12 protein-coding genes and 2 pseudogenes are annotated in these 15,850 nt (G+C 52.9%); 8 read left to right on the forward strand and 6 right to left on the reverse strand.

Annotated features, from left to right (window positions below; translation table 11 throughout):
• Positions 1–2: 2 nt before the first annotated feature.
• Positions 3–152 (forward strand): annotated as a pseudogene (locus KI235_RS30380) (GlxA family transcriptional regulator); the annotation flags it as partial.
• Between the two features lie 35 nt (positions 153–187).
• Here KI235_RS30380 and KI235_RS11115 read toward each other — a convergent pair.
• Entirely contained in the window at positions 188–2,269 is a 2,082-nt protein-coding gene (locus KI235_RS11115; protein WP_025214444.1) for a TonB-dependent receptor, read from the reverse strand.
• A 106-nt stretch (positions 2,270–2,375) separates the two neighbouring features.
• Positions 2,376–2,765 carry a DUF2946 domain-containing protein gene (locus tag KI235_RS11120; RefSeq protein WP_025214443.1) on the reverse strand — a complete coding sequence of 130 codons (390 nt, stop codon included), beginning with the start codon at positions 2,763–2,765 and terminating at the stop codon, positions 2,376–2,378.
• A gap of 175 nt (positions 2,766–2,940) precedes the next feature.
• Between KI235_RS11120 and KI235_RS11125 the strand changes: the two genes are divergently transcribed.
• Both KI235_RS11125 and KI235_RS11130 read left to right on the forward strand, forming a co-directional pair.
• Entirely contained in the window at positions 2,941–3,825 is an 885-nt protein-coding gene (locus tag KI235_RS11125) for a LysR family transcriptional regulator (protein WP_025214442.1), read from the forward strand.
• Positions 3,826–4,008: 183 nt separating this feature from the next.
• Complete coding sequence (locus tag KI235_RS11130) at positions 4,009–4,935, forward strand: AEC family transporter (protein WP_025214441.1); 927 nt, start codon at positions 4,009–4,011, stop codon at positions 4,933–4,935.
• A gap of 297 nt (positions 4,936–5,232) precedes the next feature.
• On the opposite strand, the gene metC is transcribed toward KI235_RS11130, so the two are convergent.
• Positions 5,233–6,423, reverse strand: coding sequence for a cystathionine beta-lyase (gene metC, locus KI235_RS11135; protein WP_025214440.1), 1,191 nt, complete (start codon positions 6,421–6,423; stop codon positions 5,233–5,235).
• A 376-nt stretch (positions 6,424–6,799) separates the two neighbouring features.
• Here metC and KI235_RS11140 point away from each other — a divergent pair, with 376 nt between their 5' ends.
• The 5 genes and pseudogenes from KI235_RS11140 to KI235_RS11160 all read left to right on the forward strand — a co-directional run.
• Positions 6,800–8,284 carry an amino acid permease gene (locus KI235_RS11140; protein WP_025214439.1) on the forward strand — a complete coding sequence of 495 codons (1,485 nt, stop codon included), beginning with the start codon at positions 6,800–6,802 and terminating at the stop codon, positions 8,282–8,284.
• Positions 8,285–8,391: 107 nt separating this feature from the next.
• Entirely contained in the window at positions 8,392–8,955 is a 564-nt protein-coding gene (locus KI235_RS11145; protein WP_025214438.1) for a TetR/AcrR family transcriptional regulator, read from the forward strand.
• Between the two features lie 363 nt (positions 8,956–9,318).
• On the forward strand, positions 9,319–9,873 hold the full coding sequence (locus tag KI235_RS11150) for an OsmC family protein (RefSeq protein WP_025214437.1): 555 nt from the start codon (positions 9,319–9,321) through the stop codon (positions 9,871–9,873).
• Between the two features lie 172 nt (positions 9,874–10,045).
• Entirely contained in the window at positions 10,046–10,741 is a 696-nt protein-coding gene (locus tag KI235_RS11155; RefSeq protein WP_212795716.1) for a DsbA family oxidoreductase, read from the forward strand.
• 170 nt (positions 10,742–10,911) lie between these two features.
• A pseudogene (locus tag KI235_RS11160) lies at positions 10,912–11,142 on the forward strand (thioredoxin family protein); the annotation flags it as partial.
• 370 nt (positions 11,143–11,512) lie between these two features.
• Here the strand turns inward: KI235_RS11160 and KI235_RS11165 are convergent.
• The 3 genes from KI235_RS11165 to hutU form a co-directional block, all read right to left on the reverse strand.
• A complete protein-coding gene (locus tag KI235_RS11165) occupies positions 11,513–11,845 on the reverse strand; it encodes a carboxymuconolactone decarboxylase family protein (protein ID WP_025214435.1) in 333 nt (110 codons plus the stop codon).
• Positions 11,846–12,318: 473 nt separating this feature from the next.
• Positions 12,319–13,851 (reverse strand): histidine ammonia-lyase, encoded by a 1,533-nt coding sequence (gene hutH, locus KI235_RS11170; protein ID WP_025214434.1) that lies wholly within the window; start codon positions 13,849–13,851, stop codon positions 12,319–12,321.
• On the reverse strand, positions 13,848–15,539 hold the full coding sequence (gene hutU / locus KI235_RS11175) for a urocanate hydratase (RefSeq protein ID WP_025214433.1): 1,692 nt from the start codon (positions 15,537–15,539) through the stop codon (positions 13,848–13,850). Before hutU ends, hutH begins: the two co-directional genes overlap by 4 nt.
• Positions 15,540–15,850: the final 311 nt, after the last annotated feature.

Genomic DNA, 15,850 nt, shown 5'->3' on the forward strand with positions numbered 1-15,850 from the left:
GAGCAGGTTTTGGCACCACCTTATCCTTGAGGCAACAATTCGGCGTTCAGCTCGGCACCTCGCCTTCTGAGTACAGGCGAATGTTTTGTCGTGAAATGAGCCCGGTCCAAAAGACGAGCAACAGTGAGCACACTGCCGAACTGTCTAGCTAATGACTGGAACCGAAAAGCTTCAGTCATTATCGCCCCTAGAAATCTACGGTCACTCCGGTATAAAACGCGCGACCATCACCTGGCGAGTGGAGGGATGCCTGAGCACCGTCCGGGTCGTACCAGACGTATTCGTAATATCGGTTTGTGAGGTTCTTCAGTTGCAGATCGACGCTCACTGACCGCGTTACCTTGTAGGTTGCGCCAAGGTTCATCAGCACGTAGCCGCCATAAGTTCCCTTCGTGTTTTCCCGTTCAAGGTAGTAGTTAGTCTGACCGTTCATCCAGGCAGTCAGCTGTAATGCAGGTGTCGCGTCATAGCTGATGCCCACGTTGTATAGGTGATGCGGGATATGGTCGATTTCCTGACCTTCGCTGTTAGGCAGAGTGGCGCTCGGCTGGAGGATTTTCGAATACTGCCAGGAGTACGCCATCCATATTTCGGTGCGATCGTTTGGGTGCAGGTTCATCTGCAAGTCATAACCCCACCGCCGAGTTTCACCAACGTTGTCTGACTCACCACTCGGGTCGTTCAGCCGGCGACTGACTTCACCTGAAGCCTCTTGCTGCCAATAGGCAACACGCCCGTCCACCCAGTCAGCCGGCGTGAACTTGATTCCGGTTTCCCAGCCTTCGTTGATCGACGGTGCTAGGTCGGTATCCCTGGGCGGAATCTTATAAGCCGCAGCCCCGGTGCCCACTTGAAAGGTACGTCCCCAATTCGCGTAGAAGCTGGCCACATCCCACGGCGAATACACGACGTTGATTTTCGGCTGTTTGATCAACCCGTAGTCGTTGATGTCGTAGTCCATGCCGGTCATCTCATTGGTGAAATCGCCTTGGATCTTGTCGACCCGATAGGCCGGTATGATCTTCAGAGATTCAAGCGGTTTGATCTCGGCCTGGACATAAGCGCCATAGGTATCGAAGTCGAACTGCTGGTCGCGCGTAGTCGCCAGACGCGCACGGTCTTTGGTGCGATAGCGCTCACTTTTGTTTTGCTGCTGTTGTATGTCTGTACCACCTTCCAGGGCGAAATCGTAAAGCCAACTGACTTCCGGGCGCCAAGTCAGAGAGGTGAGCGCCCCATATTGCGTTTCGTAGTTGTCACGCTCCTGCTGCGAGCTCGAACTCCAGTATTGTGTCCAGCGCCTGTCATCGAAGGTGTTGACGTAGCTCTTCGCTGACCAGGCAAGGGTGTCAGCCAGGTCTGTATCGAAATGCAGACTGACCTGGTTCATGCGCCGGGTGCCCTTGTCGGTTGAGTTGAAGCTGTTAGTCATTTCCGGATGATGTCGGGCATCATCCTCAGCCAGATAACCTGGCTCCTGAGCCTCGGTTTCGTAATGACGAGTGACCAATCCGATGCGGTAGCTGCCGTCGTCCGGCATATAGAACCATTTGCCTGACATTGAGAACTTGTCTGCCTCGGCATGATCCCGGTAGCCATCGGATTTTTGATAGGCGAAGAAGTAATTCTGAGTCCAGTTGCTGCTCTCAAAGCCCTTGGCGATTTGGGCTTCCTGAGTATTGAAGCTGCCATAACGCAGCCGCGCCTTGTTGTAGTCGCCACCCGTGCGGGTCAGCATATTGACGTTGCCAGCAATGTTATTCAGTCCATAACGCGCATCACTGGTGCCACGCACCACCTCGATGCTGTCCAGCTCCATGGGGAAAATCATGTCCATGTACGGCATGTTGCCGTCATTGCTGTTGCTCGGAATGCCGTCGATCAGCAATTTGACCGCGTTCACTTCCCCTTCGCCATTGAAGCCTCGAAAGGAGATTTTGCCAGAGGTGGTGCCTTGATTGAACTCGGTCAGCATCACCCCAGGCGCGCGGCTGAACAGCTCCCAACTGTAGTTGACCGGCATCTTTTCAAGGATGTCAGCACCCAGAATATCAACTGAGCTAAGCACGCTACTTGTGCTTAACGGTCCGCTGGCGGAACCTTGAATGCTGACTGCACCCAGGGTCAGGGTCGAACTTTCGACTCTGCTGGCTTCAGCTAATGCCACTGACATCGGGCTCAACGTGAGCACGCCTATTGAAAACAGGGGCCATAGGGGACGGTGCACAGACAAACGCGTTGCGGGGCGCAAAGTAGTTGAAGCAGGCATAGCACGCACTTCCTGATGATCAAGAAACTTTAAGGGCGTTCAGCGTCCATCGCAGGTCGCTAAAGAATTTAAAGATGGCAGCACCGCACTGTTAGCGGTGTTGTGATCAGGCGAAGGGGGAGGCGCGTGGACTCAAGCTGGGCCAACGGATCCGCGGATGCAGCGTCGGCAATTCAGGGTTTTCGAGGGCAGCGTTGGAAGTGTACTGCGGGAGAAAGTGCCGGTAGTAGTTGGACGGTAACGCTGCCAATCCTGCATGGCCGCAACAACAGTCGCCATGCTGCATGACAGGTTTCGACTGGGGCAGCTGCAAGGCATCAATCATCTTGCCGAGGTCTGCTGGCAAGGCCCTCAAGTTCCCGCCCGAACAAAAACCACCCCAAAGCATCAGGCGCACGTCCGGCGTCTGCATCGCACGACTCATCGGCATGGCGAACAGATTGAGTAGTACGGCCAGACAGGCAATCCAGGGACAAATGCGTTTCAACGAACCCATAGATGAAATCGCCGCGAAGGGGCGGCTATTTAGCCCGCTTTAATGACTGAAGTAAATTTTACCCGGGTGCGCCATATCGCCTCAGGTCATTGGAGAGGCAGGAGCGAGGCTCCATCCAAACCATGCGCCTGCCCCAACTGGTAAGCTCGGCCACCAATTTGCAGGATGAATGGCTATGTCATTACGCGCGCTTCGAACACTGCTTGCCATTGCCCAATACGGTTCTTTTGTTAGAGCAGCGGACGCCGTGCACCTGACCCAATCAGCTGTCAGCCTTCATGTTCGGTCTTTGGAGGAGGATTTCAATACACGCCTGTTTGACCGCTCACGACGGTTGCCGGTGCTGACGGATGCAGGCCATATTGCCGTTGAGCGCGCGCGAGAAATTCTAGCCCTATACGACGGGATCTCCTCCGAGATTGGAGGCGACACTGAGTTGCGCGGCAGGCTCAGAATCGGTGCCATTCATACAGCGCTGGCGAGCGCCTTGCCCCTCGCGTTGTCGGCAATGCGTGCTGAGCATCCTCACCTGCGCATTACTGTTGCGTCGGGAATGTCCGCTGAGTTGGCCACGCGCGTGGAGGCGGGCGAGCTTGACGTTGCGATCACCACGGAGCCGGTGAAGCCACACCCTTATGGCCTGGCAAGCACGGTACTTTACGAGGAAGGGTTCTGGATCATCGCGCCGGTGTCTCATGCGCATGAGGACTTGAAGCTTCTACTCAAAAGCCAGCCGTTCATTCGATTTGATCCTCGCGCCTGGGCAGGTCGAACGATTGAGCGAGAGCTTCGCGCTATGCGGCTGCGCGTGCAGACCAGCATGGAACTGGATAGCCAGGATGCGATTATCCAGATGGTCTCAAGCGGACTGGGCGTATCCATCATTCCACTCTCTGGACATCAAGTCGCAAGCTTGAAAACACTGGCCGTTGGGCCGTTCGGCATGCCTCAAAAAACCAGGCGCGTGGTATTGCTGGAGCGCGAAGATCGTCCCCTTGGGCGACTGGCGGTAGCCCTGGCGAACGCGGTGAAAGCGCATGTCTTGCACGATAAACCATGAGTAATACTTGTTGATTGCTGAAGTTTAAAACGTTTTTATTTTGGAGTCCGACCTCTTATCGTGGTCCTCGTACAAGTGAGTTCTTGAGGGCACCATGATCACTGGACCTGCCGTAGACATGCCGCTGATGAGCCGACTGATTGTGGGATGTGAACCGTCGGCACAAAAAACCAAGGCACGCGTATGACCCTTTCCTTGTTGACTGCCTTGTTGCCCATCGCACTACTGATCGTGCTGGGCGCGTGGCTCAAGCGTCGTCAATTTCTGACGGATACTTTTTGGGCACAGGCAGAGCGCCTGGCGTATTACGTGTTGCTGCCTTCTCTTTTCTTTCACGGACTGGCGACCGCCAACCTTGATGGCGTGCCCTTTCAAAGCATGGTTTCGGTGCTCGTATTCTCGACTGTGGTGGTATCGCTAATGTTGTTGGGCGCGAAGTCGCTGATCACCATGGACGATGCTGCGTTCACTTCGGTTTTTCAGGGTGGGATACGTTTCAATAACTACGTAGGCGTGTCGGCAGCCGCGGGCCTGTTCGGTGTGCAGGGTATAGCCCTGGCAGCGGTCGCGAACGCGGCCATAGTGCCCAGCGTGAACATCCTGTGCGTAATGGTATTCGCGAAGTACGGGTCAGCCGGCAGGATGCCATTTAGCAAAGTCCTCAAGCAGTTGGCATTGAACCCACTGATACTCGCGTGCTTCGCCGGCGGATTGATCCAGGTCTCGGGCTGGGGACTGCCTGTCGGTATTGAGCCGATGCTCAAGGCCTTGGGACAAGCGTCACTGCCGCTCGGATTGCTCTGCGTTGGTGCTGCGCTTGAGTTCGGAAGCATAAGACAATGGTTTCGCCCGGTGGGTTACTCGTCGCTGACCAAGTTTATAATCATGCCACTGGTTACGCTTTTGGCGTGCCACCTATTCGAACTTGAAGGAAAGGCCGCGGTTGCAGCACTTCTATTCCAGGCACTGCCCACAGCCTCATCCTCCTACATCATGGCAAGGCAATTAGGGGGAGACGCCCCCCTTATGGCTGGGATCATCGCTTGCCAGACCATGCTGGCAGGATTAGCACTTCCAGCGGTTATCCTCGTGATGGCCCAGTGGGTTTGAGTGTCAAGTGTTTACAAACATTGAGTAAAGTAAGACCGACAAGAAAGCGCCTCTGGTTCGATCGAGTGTGTCAGGTGTTACTCATTGACAAACGAGAGATGAGCAGACCACTTCAGGAAACTTTGCATCTGCCCCCCTCGAACACCGTACTCCTGTTTGGAAAACGACTTTTGCTGCCGCGACACCGGGTCGAGTTATGAAGCGAGAACATGAGTTGGTGCCGGGCGGCCAAACCCTTCGGGTTGATCGCCTTCACGCGTTAGGCACAGCCCATAATGCGCTGTGCCTAACACAGTTTCATGAGTATTCGATAATCTGCTGGCTACGTAACATATTGAACCTCGCAAAGCCTTCTTCGAGATCGGAGATAAGATCAGATGGATCTTCAAGACCGATATGAAGCCGCACCAGGTGCCCGTCGACTTCCCAAGAGGTCGCACTTCTGACGGGTTTGGGGTCGGCAATCATCGCCAAGCTTTCAAAACCACCCCAAGAGTAACCAATTGAAAACAACGATAGGCTATCCAAAAGTGCATCTGCCGCTACTTGTGTTGAAGGTTTGGTCACGAAGGAGAGTAAACCGGACGCTCCTTTAAAATCCCTCTTCCATAACTGGTGCTGAGGGTGAGATTCTAATGCAGGATAATAAACCGCTTTCACCTCCTCGCGTGTCTCCAACCACTTGGCGACAATCGTAGCGTTTCTGTAATGACGCTCCAGTCGCACATCAAGTGTTCTCATGCCCCGGAGCGCCAGCGTCACGTCATCTGGACTCGCAAATAAGCCCATGCTGAAATGGAATCGTTTGAGGCTGTCCCACGCGCGCTTGGAGGCTGATACGGTGCCAAGAACCGCATCGGAGTGACCGACGATATATTTCGTAGCTGCCATGATGGACAGATCAACACCAAGTTCCAATGAAGGAAAGTAAAGCGGGGTGCCCCAAGTGTTGTCTGCAATAACTAGGATGTCATGATCATGTGCAACCTTGGCTATAGCAGGGAGGTCTTGTATTTCCAAAGTCAAGGAGCCAGGAGATTCGGTATAGATCGCTTTAGTGTTCGGCTTGAGCAAGTCAACGATTCCGGCTCCTATTGTCGGATCGTAAAACGAGACCTCAATCCCCAGCCGTTGACCCACCTGCTCACAAAAAGCCCTTATCGGCGCATACACATTGTCGGCAACTAGCAGATGATCCCCAGTTCCCACGACAGACAGTATGGCAGTCGTGCATGCCGAGAGCCCTGAAGGACAAAGAACCGTGCCTTCCGCTCCCTCCAACTGCTGGAGGGCCTGAGTCAATGCCTCTGTCGAAGGGTTATTCCACCGGCCATACGAATATTTTTGGCGACCCTCGCGCATCGATTCCGATGTAGGAAAAGCTACGGTGGAGCCCCGGTAAACCGGTGTATTCACGAAACCATGATGCTGATTGGGGTTGATAGAAGCATGGGCGAGCAGGGTTTGCACGGTTTTATATTTCTTCATACAGGCTGCCATTTCTTGAGTAGTGGGGGCGTGTCGTTGCGCGTGTCACTGAGATTAAAGTACTAAATTTATTAAATGTCTACCATCTGGTTTGCGTTTAGTAAAAACGTCTTTAGAAACAGAGGGTTATCCTTGTATTATAAAATCTATTGCATGGCTACCGAGTAGATGGTAGGTTTTTCGTGCCTGATGGTTTCGGCCTTTTCGAACGAAATGTGATGCTTATGGCGCGCGAGGACATTTCTAGAGCGAGGCCTAATAACCGTAATGGTGAAGGCGCGGTGCGCTCTCTTTCTTCTCTTTGAAGCTGGGGAGGAAAGACTTAAGTTTGCAAGGGATAAGAAAAATAACTGCAAATTAATTGTTTGGGTGACACATGAAAAAGAAAAACGTACAGCCCGCTCCAGCCGTTCAGTGTGAAAGCGAATTGAGAGACAGATCAAACTGGCTTGACTCTCATGAAAGTGGCTACTCAAAACACCTAAAAAAACGCCATGTGCAGATGATGGCACTCGGCGGAGCTATCGGCACTGGGTTGTTCTTGGGAGCAGGGGCCAGACTTCAAATTGCCGGGCCTGCACTTGCGGTGGTGTATTTAGTGTGTGGAGTTTTCGCCTTTTTCATACTAAGAGCATTGGGTGAGCTGGTTATGCACCGCCCTAGCAGCGGGAGTTTTGTATCTTATACTAGAGAGTTTATGGGGGAGCGCGCCTCCTTTGTAGCGGGCTGGATGTACTTCTTGGTTTGGGCACTAACGGGTGTAGTTGACATAACAGCGATTGCGATATACATGAAATACTGGAGCGTTTTTTCGGACGTTCCACAGTGGATATTCGCGCTTAGCGCCTTGGGCGTTGTGACATTGATGAACATGGTTGGTGTCAAATGGTTTGGTGAAATGGAGTTTTGGTTTGCTGTTATTAAGGTGGCAGCTATCAGCATTTTTTTGATTGTCGGCTCGTTTTTTTTTGCAACTGGCCACGAGGTGGCGGGGCACATCCCGGGTCTGCATTTGATCTCGGATAATGGAGGTGTTTTTCCCCATGGCTTTCTGCCGGCGATTATTATCGTGCAAGGCGTAATTTTTGCTTATGCGAGTATAGAGTTGGTGGGAACCGCTGCTGGTGAGACGGCAGATGCCAAAAGGGTCATCCCTAAAGCAATCAATGGCGTGGTTTGGAGAATAGGGCTTTTTTACGTAGGCTCGGTATTCTTGCTAGTCACTGTATTGCCGTGGACGGCCTACAGCGCTAATGTCAGCCCTTTCGTGACGTTCTTTGAAGCGCTCGGCATTCCTGGAATTGGCTCCGTTATGAATATCGTTGTAATGACTGCCGCACTCTCTAGTCTGAACTCAGGCTTGTACGCAACGGGGCGGGTACTGAGATCGCTAGCCATGGGAGGATCTGCCCCCAAGATGTTTAAACGTATGAGCACCCAAGGGGTTCCCTATATGGGGATCTTAGTGACAATGGGGATCAACGTATTTGGCGTGCTATTGAATTTTCTAATTCCGTCCCAGCTATTTGAGCTGCTGCTTAATCTAGTTTCTCTGGGGATCCTTTCCACTTGGGCATTCATTGTACTTTCTCAAATAATGTATCGTCGTGCGGTGAAGAGAGGTGAAGCCGAGATGGTCTCGTTTAGAATGCCAGGTGCTCCGTTTACTTCTTGGCTGACCCTGGGTTTCTTGCTCGTAGTGCTGGTGCTATTGGGTTTCGATTATCCTAATGGAACATATACTGTTTTATCTATACCGGTAGTCGCTGGAGCTCTAATGCTGGGTTGGGCAAAGGCCGTCCGTTCCAAAGCCGTGCGCTCGGAAAAAATAGAGAACAGTTCGAGCCATGTAGGAGTATAGCTTAATGCCAATGAGAGCACGGTTTATGACGTGCTTTCATCGCTTTAAGTTGAATCGTTGCTGTAAAGCAGTTAATATGCGTGTGTCAATAATGCAAGGTAAGATTTATGAGTACTCGTTCTGACCTTTTAACCACTGCCGAGCTGTTGCTGCGTACCAAAGGGTACGCTGCATTTAGCTATGCCGATTTGGCTGACGAAATTGGTATAAAAAAGGCGAGTATTCATCATCACTTTCCTACAAAGGAAGGGCTTGGAATTGCCGTTATTGATAGCTATCTTTTTAGGTTTGTGAAGAGTCTAGAATTGATAAATGAAGAGAGCACCGACACGATCGTTCGGTTGAGAGAGTTTTCTAAGCTGTTTATTGATAGCTCAAAAAATGGAATGCTACCCTTATGTGGTGCGCTCGCTGCCGAACTTTCTGCTCTGCCGGACAGTCTTAAGGATTTGACTAGGAGGTTTTTTGAAATCCATATTGCTTGGTTGGAAAATAATCTCGCATTGGGTCAATCTGAAAAGGTTATAAAGGCGGATCTTAATCCCAGAACAGTTTCACGGGCGATATTGAGCTTGCTTGAGGGTAGCAGTTTTGTATCTTGGGCGCTCAATGATACAGTTGTTGATCAGTCTGGGTTTGATTTGATATTGAATAGTATTGTCGTTTCGTAATATACACAGAGAATCAGATTACCAAAATCAGTAGGAAGCCTTTCACGTTGTGTTTGCCCATCTTATTAGGTGGGCTTCATATTTCTACCCCCTCTGCAGTCCACCTCAACAGCTGATCTAATCCCACAAATAGGTTTTCTGTTCGCACACACCTTCCAAGCGTTTCTCCGCCTGTCAGATCGGACAGGCGGTACTTCGCCATAAGCTACGTTTAATTAGGGATAGGAGCTGATCGCACCGTTAGCACGTGGGAGGTGGGGTACCAGGTCAAAGAATTTTATTGCTAGCAAACCTACTAATAGGTAGGATTGCTGTGCGTAACATTTATCCAGCCAAAAAATGCGTTCAATAGAGGGTTTTTTAATGACAACTAATCTGAATGGTATTGATGTCGTAGCTCTGCAGCAGTTTGCTCAAGGTGTTGCGGAGGATGCGAATAAGCGTCACGCGAGCTTCAACGTCAATACCCAGTGGAAAGGCCAGACGCGCTCTGTGGCGAAAGTCAGCCGTTACAGCTTAGCCGGTGAAACCTATTCGCGTGATTTCGAAATCGTCGCCGATGAGCCAATTGAACTGTTAGGTCAGAACTCGGCGCCAAATCCTCAAGAGCTGCTGATGGCCGCGCTGAACGCCTGTATGGCGGTAGGTTACGCAGCTAACGCAGCCATGATGGGCATTAAAATCCACAGTCTGGAAATTGAGACCGACGGCACTCTCGATTTGCGTGGTTTTCTGGGCATCGACGAGAGCGTAAACCCAGGGTACGACCAAGTGCGGGTCGTAATCCGTCTTCACACCGATGCACCTCTTGAGCGTGTAGAAGAACTGCACAAAAATGTAATTAAAACATCAGTTAATTACGCGAATTTCTCCAAAGCCATCCGCATGGTGCCAACCCTCGAGGTTCGTGAGGACTGATAATTATCAGATCTTTCATCTTTACAACCTTGAGAGCGCCAGTAGGCAAGGCCTACTGGCGTTGCTACCTTTGCTATTGTAATTGAGCGCGTTGCTTTCTGTTTTTAAACGGTTTTTGAACTTTGCTCAATGGGTAGCAGCGTTTTTTATTTATTTTAATATAGAGGGGTGTATGAGCGCTATTTCGAAAAAGTTTGTAGTGGATATTTGCTCTGATTTCGTCTGTCCTTGGTGTTGGGTCGCCAAGCGTCGTTTTGAGAATGCGCTTGAGGACTTTCCGTACAAAGACGATGTTCAGGTAAACGTGAGAGCGTATCGTCTTGCCCCTAACCATACTGCTGAGTCTATGGTGAGAGCCCTTAAAGTCAAATTAGGTAGTTCAACCGCTGCTTTGAATATGATGAGTGCGGTAAAGCAATATGGCCAATCTTTAGGGCTTGATTACCGTTTTGAAACCATGATGTTTGGTGACACCGCGGATGCGCATGTCCTCGTCAAAGCGATTGACGATGAAGTATTGAAGACGCACTTGGTGGAGGCGCTCTATGAGCAAAGTACTACCCAGGGTAAGTCACTATTTGACCGAGGTAGTTTAGAGTCGATTGCAAAATCTGTAGGTGTTTCTGATGAGTCGATTCGACTCGCGTGGTCATCTAATGAATTGTTTCACCGGATGCAGGAAGACGAGCGTGCTATGGGGCAATTTCACTCGGGCGTCCCGTTTTTTGTTTTCAATAGTTCATTTTCTATTTCGGGGGCTCAGCCTCAAGAGATCTTTTCTCAAGCACTCAATCAAATGTATTTCGAACCAAGTGACGAACATGAGTCGTCCAGCAGTCAAGTTTGCGGGCTTGATGGATGTAATTAATACCAGAGATGCTTCGGCACTGTTGGTGCCGCAATTTCTGGGTTTGGAATGATGTTGTGGGTGAAGTGCAGATGAGCCGTATTGTAGACGTGAAAGCCGGAGAGTTCGCCCGATTCGTTGCAAAAGGTAACTGCGCTGTGCTGTTTTCGGCGTCCTAGTGCAAGCCCTGTCAAGAAATGAAACCGGTTTTTAATGAGCTGGCAGAAAAGCTGCAGTCGCGCGCCGCATTCGGGAAGATTGATGTGGCTGTTTCGCCCACGATCTCCCAGATGCATGGTGTCCGGTCGGTTCCATCCTTGGCGATTTTCTACGAAGGGCGATTACGTTTGGTTTTGGCTGGCTCTCGATCGGCTGCCGCGTTGAAGAAAGCAGTCTTAGCTGACTTAAAGGATGTTCTGTAGGTCGGACTAAAATTTCGATGCGCTCTCAAATTGACTGTCCGAATGAGTGTAGGAAGCGCGTCAGGATGTTGCTGGGCTAAGTGTCCGACTGGCGTATAGGCAAGCTAAGCTCCGCTTTGCGACCGGCCAGGCCATGTTTAGCCCAGCGTAGCCTTTGCTTGAATACAGTTACGCTTCAGCCGGAGTATCAGCGATAACGAAGTTCGGATAATGTAAAGACTTTGATTTCATCGGCAGGCCATCAGCACAACGACGTGGTTGGCTAATGGCATGCAGAACAGCTTATAGGGCTTTAGCGACTTCTCAGATTTAACTGGCGACGGGGGTAGCTAAGCCTCTACTATTATTGATCCTTCCGCACTGCTGGGTATCAAGATTTATCGAATGCATCCAAAACGTGAGTGCTGTAAACCAATGCAGCGCCAGCGTTCATATTAATCGCAACGCCCAAAGCTTCTGAGACCTCTTCAGTCGTTACGCCGAGCTTTTTGGCCTCAGCTGCGTGGAAAGCGATGCAGCCGTCGCAACGGGTGGTGACGGCAACTGCGAGTGAGATCAGTTCACGAGTCTTAGCGTCGAGGTGGTTTGTTCTTTCGCCGGCGCTCCCTAAAGAAGCCAAACCTTTCATGGTCTCTGGGGATAGGCCATTCAGTTGCACTAGGCGGGCGCTGACGTCTTTTCGAGTTTGCTTCCAATCTTGCATGGGATATTCCACTTTGGGCGCGGTGCCCTGTAGGTGTAGGGGAGGTGTGAAACTGATCAAAACATACCATCCAGTTGGTAGGCATGCAAGTGTGTCTTACAAATGCTTGATCGTGCGGTCGACGTAGAAGGGGTGAGCTGGTGTGATGAGAGGGCATTGACGTTAATGCCTTATTTGTAGTGATGAGCTCTCCCGGCTCAGAACCAGGAGGTACTTGAGCGGAGTTCGCGTGATCAGGGAATGCTGCTGGTATCAGAATTTTGAGCGCATAAGGAGCCTTAGGGGTGTAATGCTGTTGTCAAGCTAATTTTCCCGCGCACTTACATAAGACTATTACTGGGAAGCAATAAAAAGCTCCACAGCCAAAACGAGAATCTATCGTCATAGCTGTGGAGCAAAAAACTGCCTGGGCATTTAACGCGTACGGGACTATCAGCTAGAATAACTCACGCGATCATGGCGGATATCATCTATCAGATGCTGGGCAACAATGTGTTCAATACCAAGTCGTTCAAGCAGCCGGAAGCCAATAATTCACTGGCCGCATTGATATCCGGCGCGAAGAAGCGATCCTTCTCGTAATAGGCCACTTTGCTTCGCAGACTCTTCCTGGCCAGTTCCAGCTTGGGCGACGTCTTCAAGCCGTCACGCAAGTCCAGACCTTGGCAGGCCGCTAGCCACTCCACAGCCAGGATTCCACGGGTGTTTTCAGCCATTTCCCACAACCGTTTGCCGGCGGCGGGTGCCATCGACACGTGATCTTCCTGATTGGCGGATGTGGGCAGGCTGTCTACGGAATGGGGGTGAGCTAGCGCCTTGTTCTCGCTGGCCAGCGCTGCTGCTGTCACCTGAGAAATCATGAAGCCCGAGTTCACGCCGCCATTGGCTACCAGGAACGGCGGCAGTTGTGACATGTGTTTGTCCATCATCAACGAAATGCGGCGCTCGCTCAGCGAGCCGATTTCAGCAATGGCCAATGCCATATTGTCTGCGGCCATGGCCACTGGCTCGGCGTGGAAGTTGCCGCCAGAGATCACGTCACCTTCAACGGCAAAGACCAGTGGGTTATCGGATACGGCATTCGCTTCGACGACTAATACTTCCGCGGCCTGACGGAGCTGGGTCAGGCATGCGCCCATGACTTGAGGTTGGCAGCGTAGAGAGTAGGGATCTTGGACCTTGCCGCAGTCTTTGTGCGAATCGGCGACCTCACTGCTTTGGCCCAGCAGGTCGCGATAAGCAGTAGCTGTATCAATCTGGGCCTTCTGGCCGCGAGCGGCATGGATACGTGCGTCAAACGGCGAGCGGGAGCCCAAGACAGCTTCGACCGTCAACGCACCGATGGCCAAGGCGCCTGCAAACAGGTCTTCGCCCTCGAACAAACCGCGCAGAGCATAAGCAGTGGACACCTGGGTACCGTTGAGCAACGCCAAACCCTCTTTGGCAGCCAGCGTCAACGGCGCCAAACCGGCCACCTTCAGTGCTTCGGTGGCTTCCAGCCATTCGCCCTTATGACGGGCTTTGCCTTCTCCCAGCAGCACGAGGGACATGTGCGCCAAAGGTGCCAAGTCACCAGATGCGCCGACCGAACCTTTTAACGGAATATGCGGATACACCTCGGCGTTGATCAATGCTATCAGAGCATCGATCACCACGCGGCGTATGCCGGAGAAACCACGGCTGAGGCTATTGACCTTGAGCACCATGATCAACCGCACCAGCGCATCGCTGATCGGCTCACCCACACCAGCGGCGTGGGACAGTACTAGCGAACGTTGCAGATTTTCCAGATCTTCACTGGCGATACGGGTCGAGGCCAGCAGGCCGAAACCGGTATTGATACCGTAGGCGGTGCGATTCTCGGCGAGGATCTGCTCCACGCAAGCGACACTGGCTTCAATTTGCGCAGAGGCACTGTGGTCGAGGGTGATTTTTACTGGGTGCTGGTAAACGGCACGCAGTTGGGCAAGGCTCAATTGGCCTGGGATAACGTTAAGTGTTTTCATGCTTTGGCTCCTTTAACAAGAGTGATCATTGGCAGGTTCAAGCCTTGCTCATTCGCGCAATCAATGGCGATCTGGTAACCGGCATCGGCATGGCGCATCACGCCGGTCGCCGGATCGTTGTGCAGCACGCGGGCAATCCGCTCGGCCGCTTCATCGGTACCATCGCAGACGATCACCATGCCCGAGTGCTGGGAGAAGCCCATGCCGACGCCGCCACCGTGGTGCAGCGATACCCAAGTCGCGCCACTGGCGGTGTTGAGCAAGGCATTGAGCAGCGGCCAGTCGGAAACGGCGTCGGAGCCGTCCTGCATGGATTCTGTTTCACGGTTCGGGCTGGCCACGGAACCGGAGTCGAGGTGGTCACGGCCGATGACGATCGGCGCCGACAGCTCACCGCTGCGCACCATCTCGTTGAACGCCAGGCCCAACTTGGCGCGCTGGCCCAGGCCAACCCAGCAGATCCGTGCCGGCAAGCCCTGGAAACTGATGCGCTCGCGGGCCATGTCCAGCCAGTTGTGCAGGTGGGCGTCGTCGGGGATCAGTTCCTTGACCTTGGCATCGGTCTTGTAGATGTCCTGCGGGTCACCCGACAGCGCCGCCCAGCGGAACGGGCCGATGCCGCGGCAAAACAGCGGACGGATGTAGGCCGGGACGAAACCCGGGAAGTCGAAGGCATTTTCGACGCCCTCTTCCTGGGCCATCTGGCGGATGTTGTTGCCGTAATCGAAGGTCGGCACGCCCATTTTCTGGAAGGCCAGCATGGCTTTGACGTGGACGGCCATCGATTGCTTGGCGGCCTTCACCACGGCGGCGGGCTCGGTCTTGGCGCGGGCACGGTATTCGTCCCAGGTCCAGCCGGCCGGCAGATAGCCGTTGAGGGGATCGTGGGCGCTGGTCTGGTCGGTGACCATGTCCGGACGCACACCACGACGGACCATTTCCGGCAGGATTTCCGCCGCGTTCCCACACAGTGCAATGGAAATCGCCTTGCCTTCGGCGATGTATTTCTCGATGCGCGCCAGGGCGTCGTCGAGGTCTTTGGCCTGCTCGTCGACGTAGCGGGTTTTCAGGCGGAAATCGATGCTCACCTGCTGGCACTCGATGTTAAGCGAGCATGCGCCGGCCAAGGTCGCGGCCAACGGTTGCGCACCGCCCATGCCGCCCAGGCCGGCGGTCAGCACCCAACGGCCCTTGAGGTTGGAATCGTAATGCTGGCGACCAGCCTCGACGAAGGTTTCATACGTGCCCTGCACGATGCCCTGGCTGCCGATGTAGATCCAGCTGCCGGCTGTCATCTGGCCGTACATGGCCAGGCCCTTGGCGTCGAGTTCGTTGAAGTGCTCCCAACTGGCCCAGTGCGGCACCAGGTTGGAGTTGGCGATCAGTACGCGAGGGGCGTTGCTGTGGGTCTTGAACACGCCCACCGGCTTGCCGGATTGCACCAGCAGGGTTTCGTCGTCGTTCAGGTTGGTGAGGCTTTCGACGATCTTGTCGTAGCACTCCCAGTTGCGCGCCGCGCGGCCGATGCCACCGTAGACCACCAACTCCTTGGGGTTCTCGGCCACTTCCGGATCGAGGTTGTTCATCAACATCCGCAGCGGCGCTTCGGTCAGCCAGCTCTTGGCGGTCAGCGTGTTACCGCGAGGGGCGCGGATTTCGATATTGCGGAAATGGAGTGGTTTGCTCACCGGTAATCCTCTCGAAATGACTTGCAGCTTATTGTTGGTTTTCGCTACATCGGGCGAGTAAATATAATCATGTATATACAAGCCTAATCAAGCAGATTTTTGACCGCTATTGTTGTCGGCATGATTATCTTCACGTGATTAGTTTTTTTCGTTCGAATGGCATTGATGCAGGTTTTGCCATCAAGCTTTGCGCACTGGGCGCGCCGTGACAGTTTCAGCCAGGGATCATGAGCTGAGCCATAGCAAGACGCTGGGATTGCTCTCGCACGGGGCTCTTCTAGTCAACAGAACGGCGAACCATTCCGGCCGCA

The organism is Pseudomonas sp. St386, from assembly GCF_018325865.1.
GTDB classification, from domain to species: domain Bacteria; phylum Pseudomonadota; class Gammaproteobacteria; order Pseudomonadales; family Pseudomonadaceae; genus Aquipseudomonas; species Aquipseudomonas brassicacearum.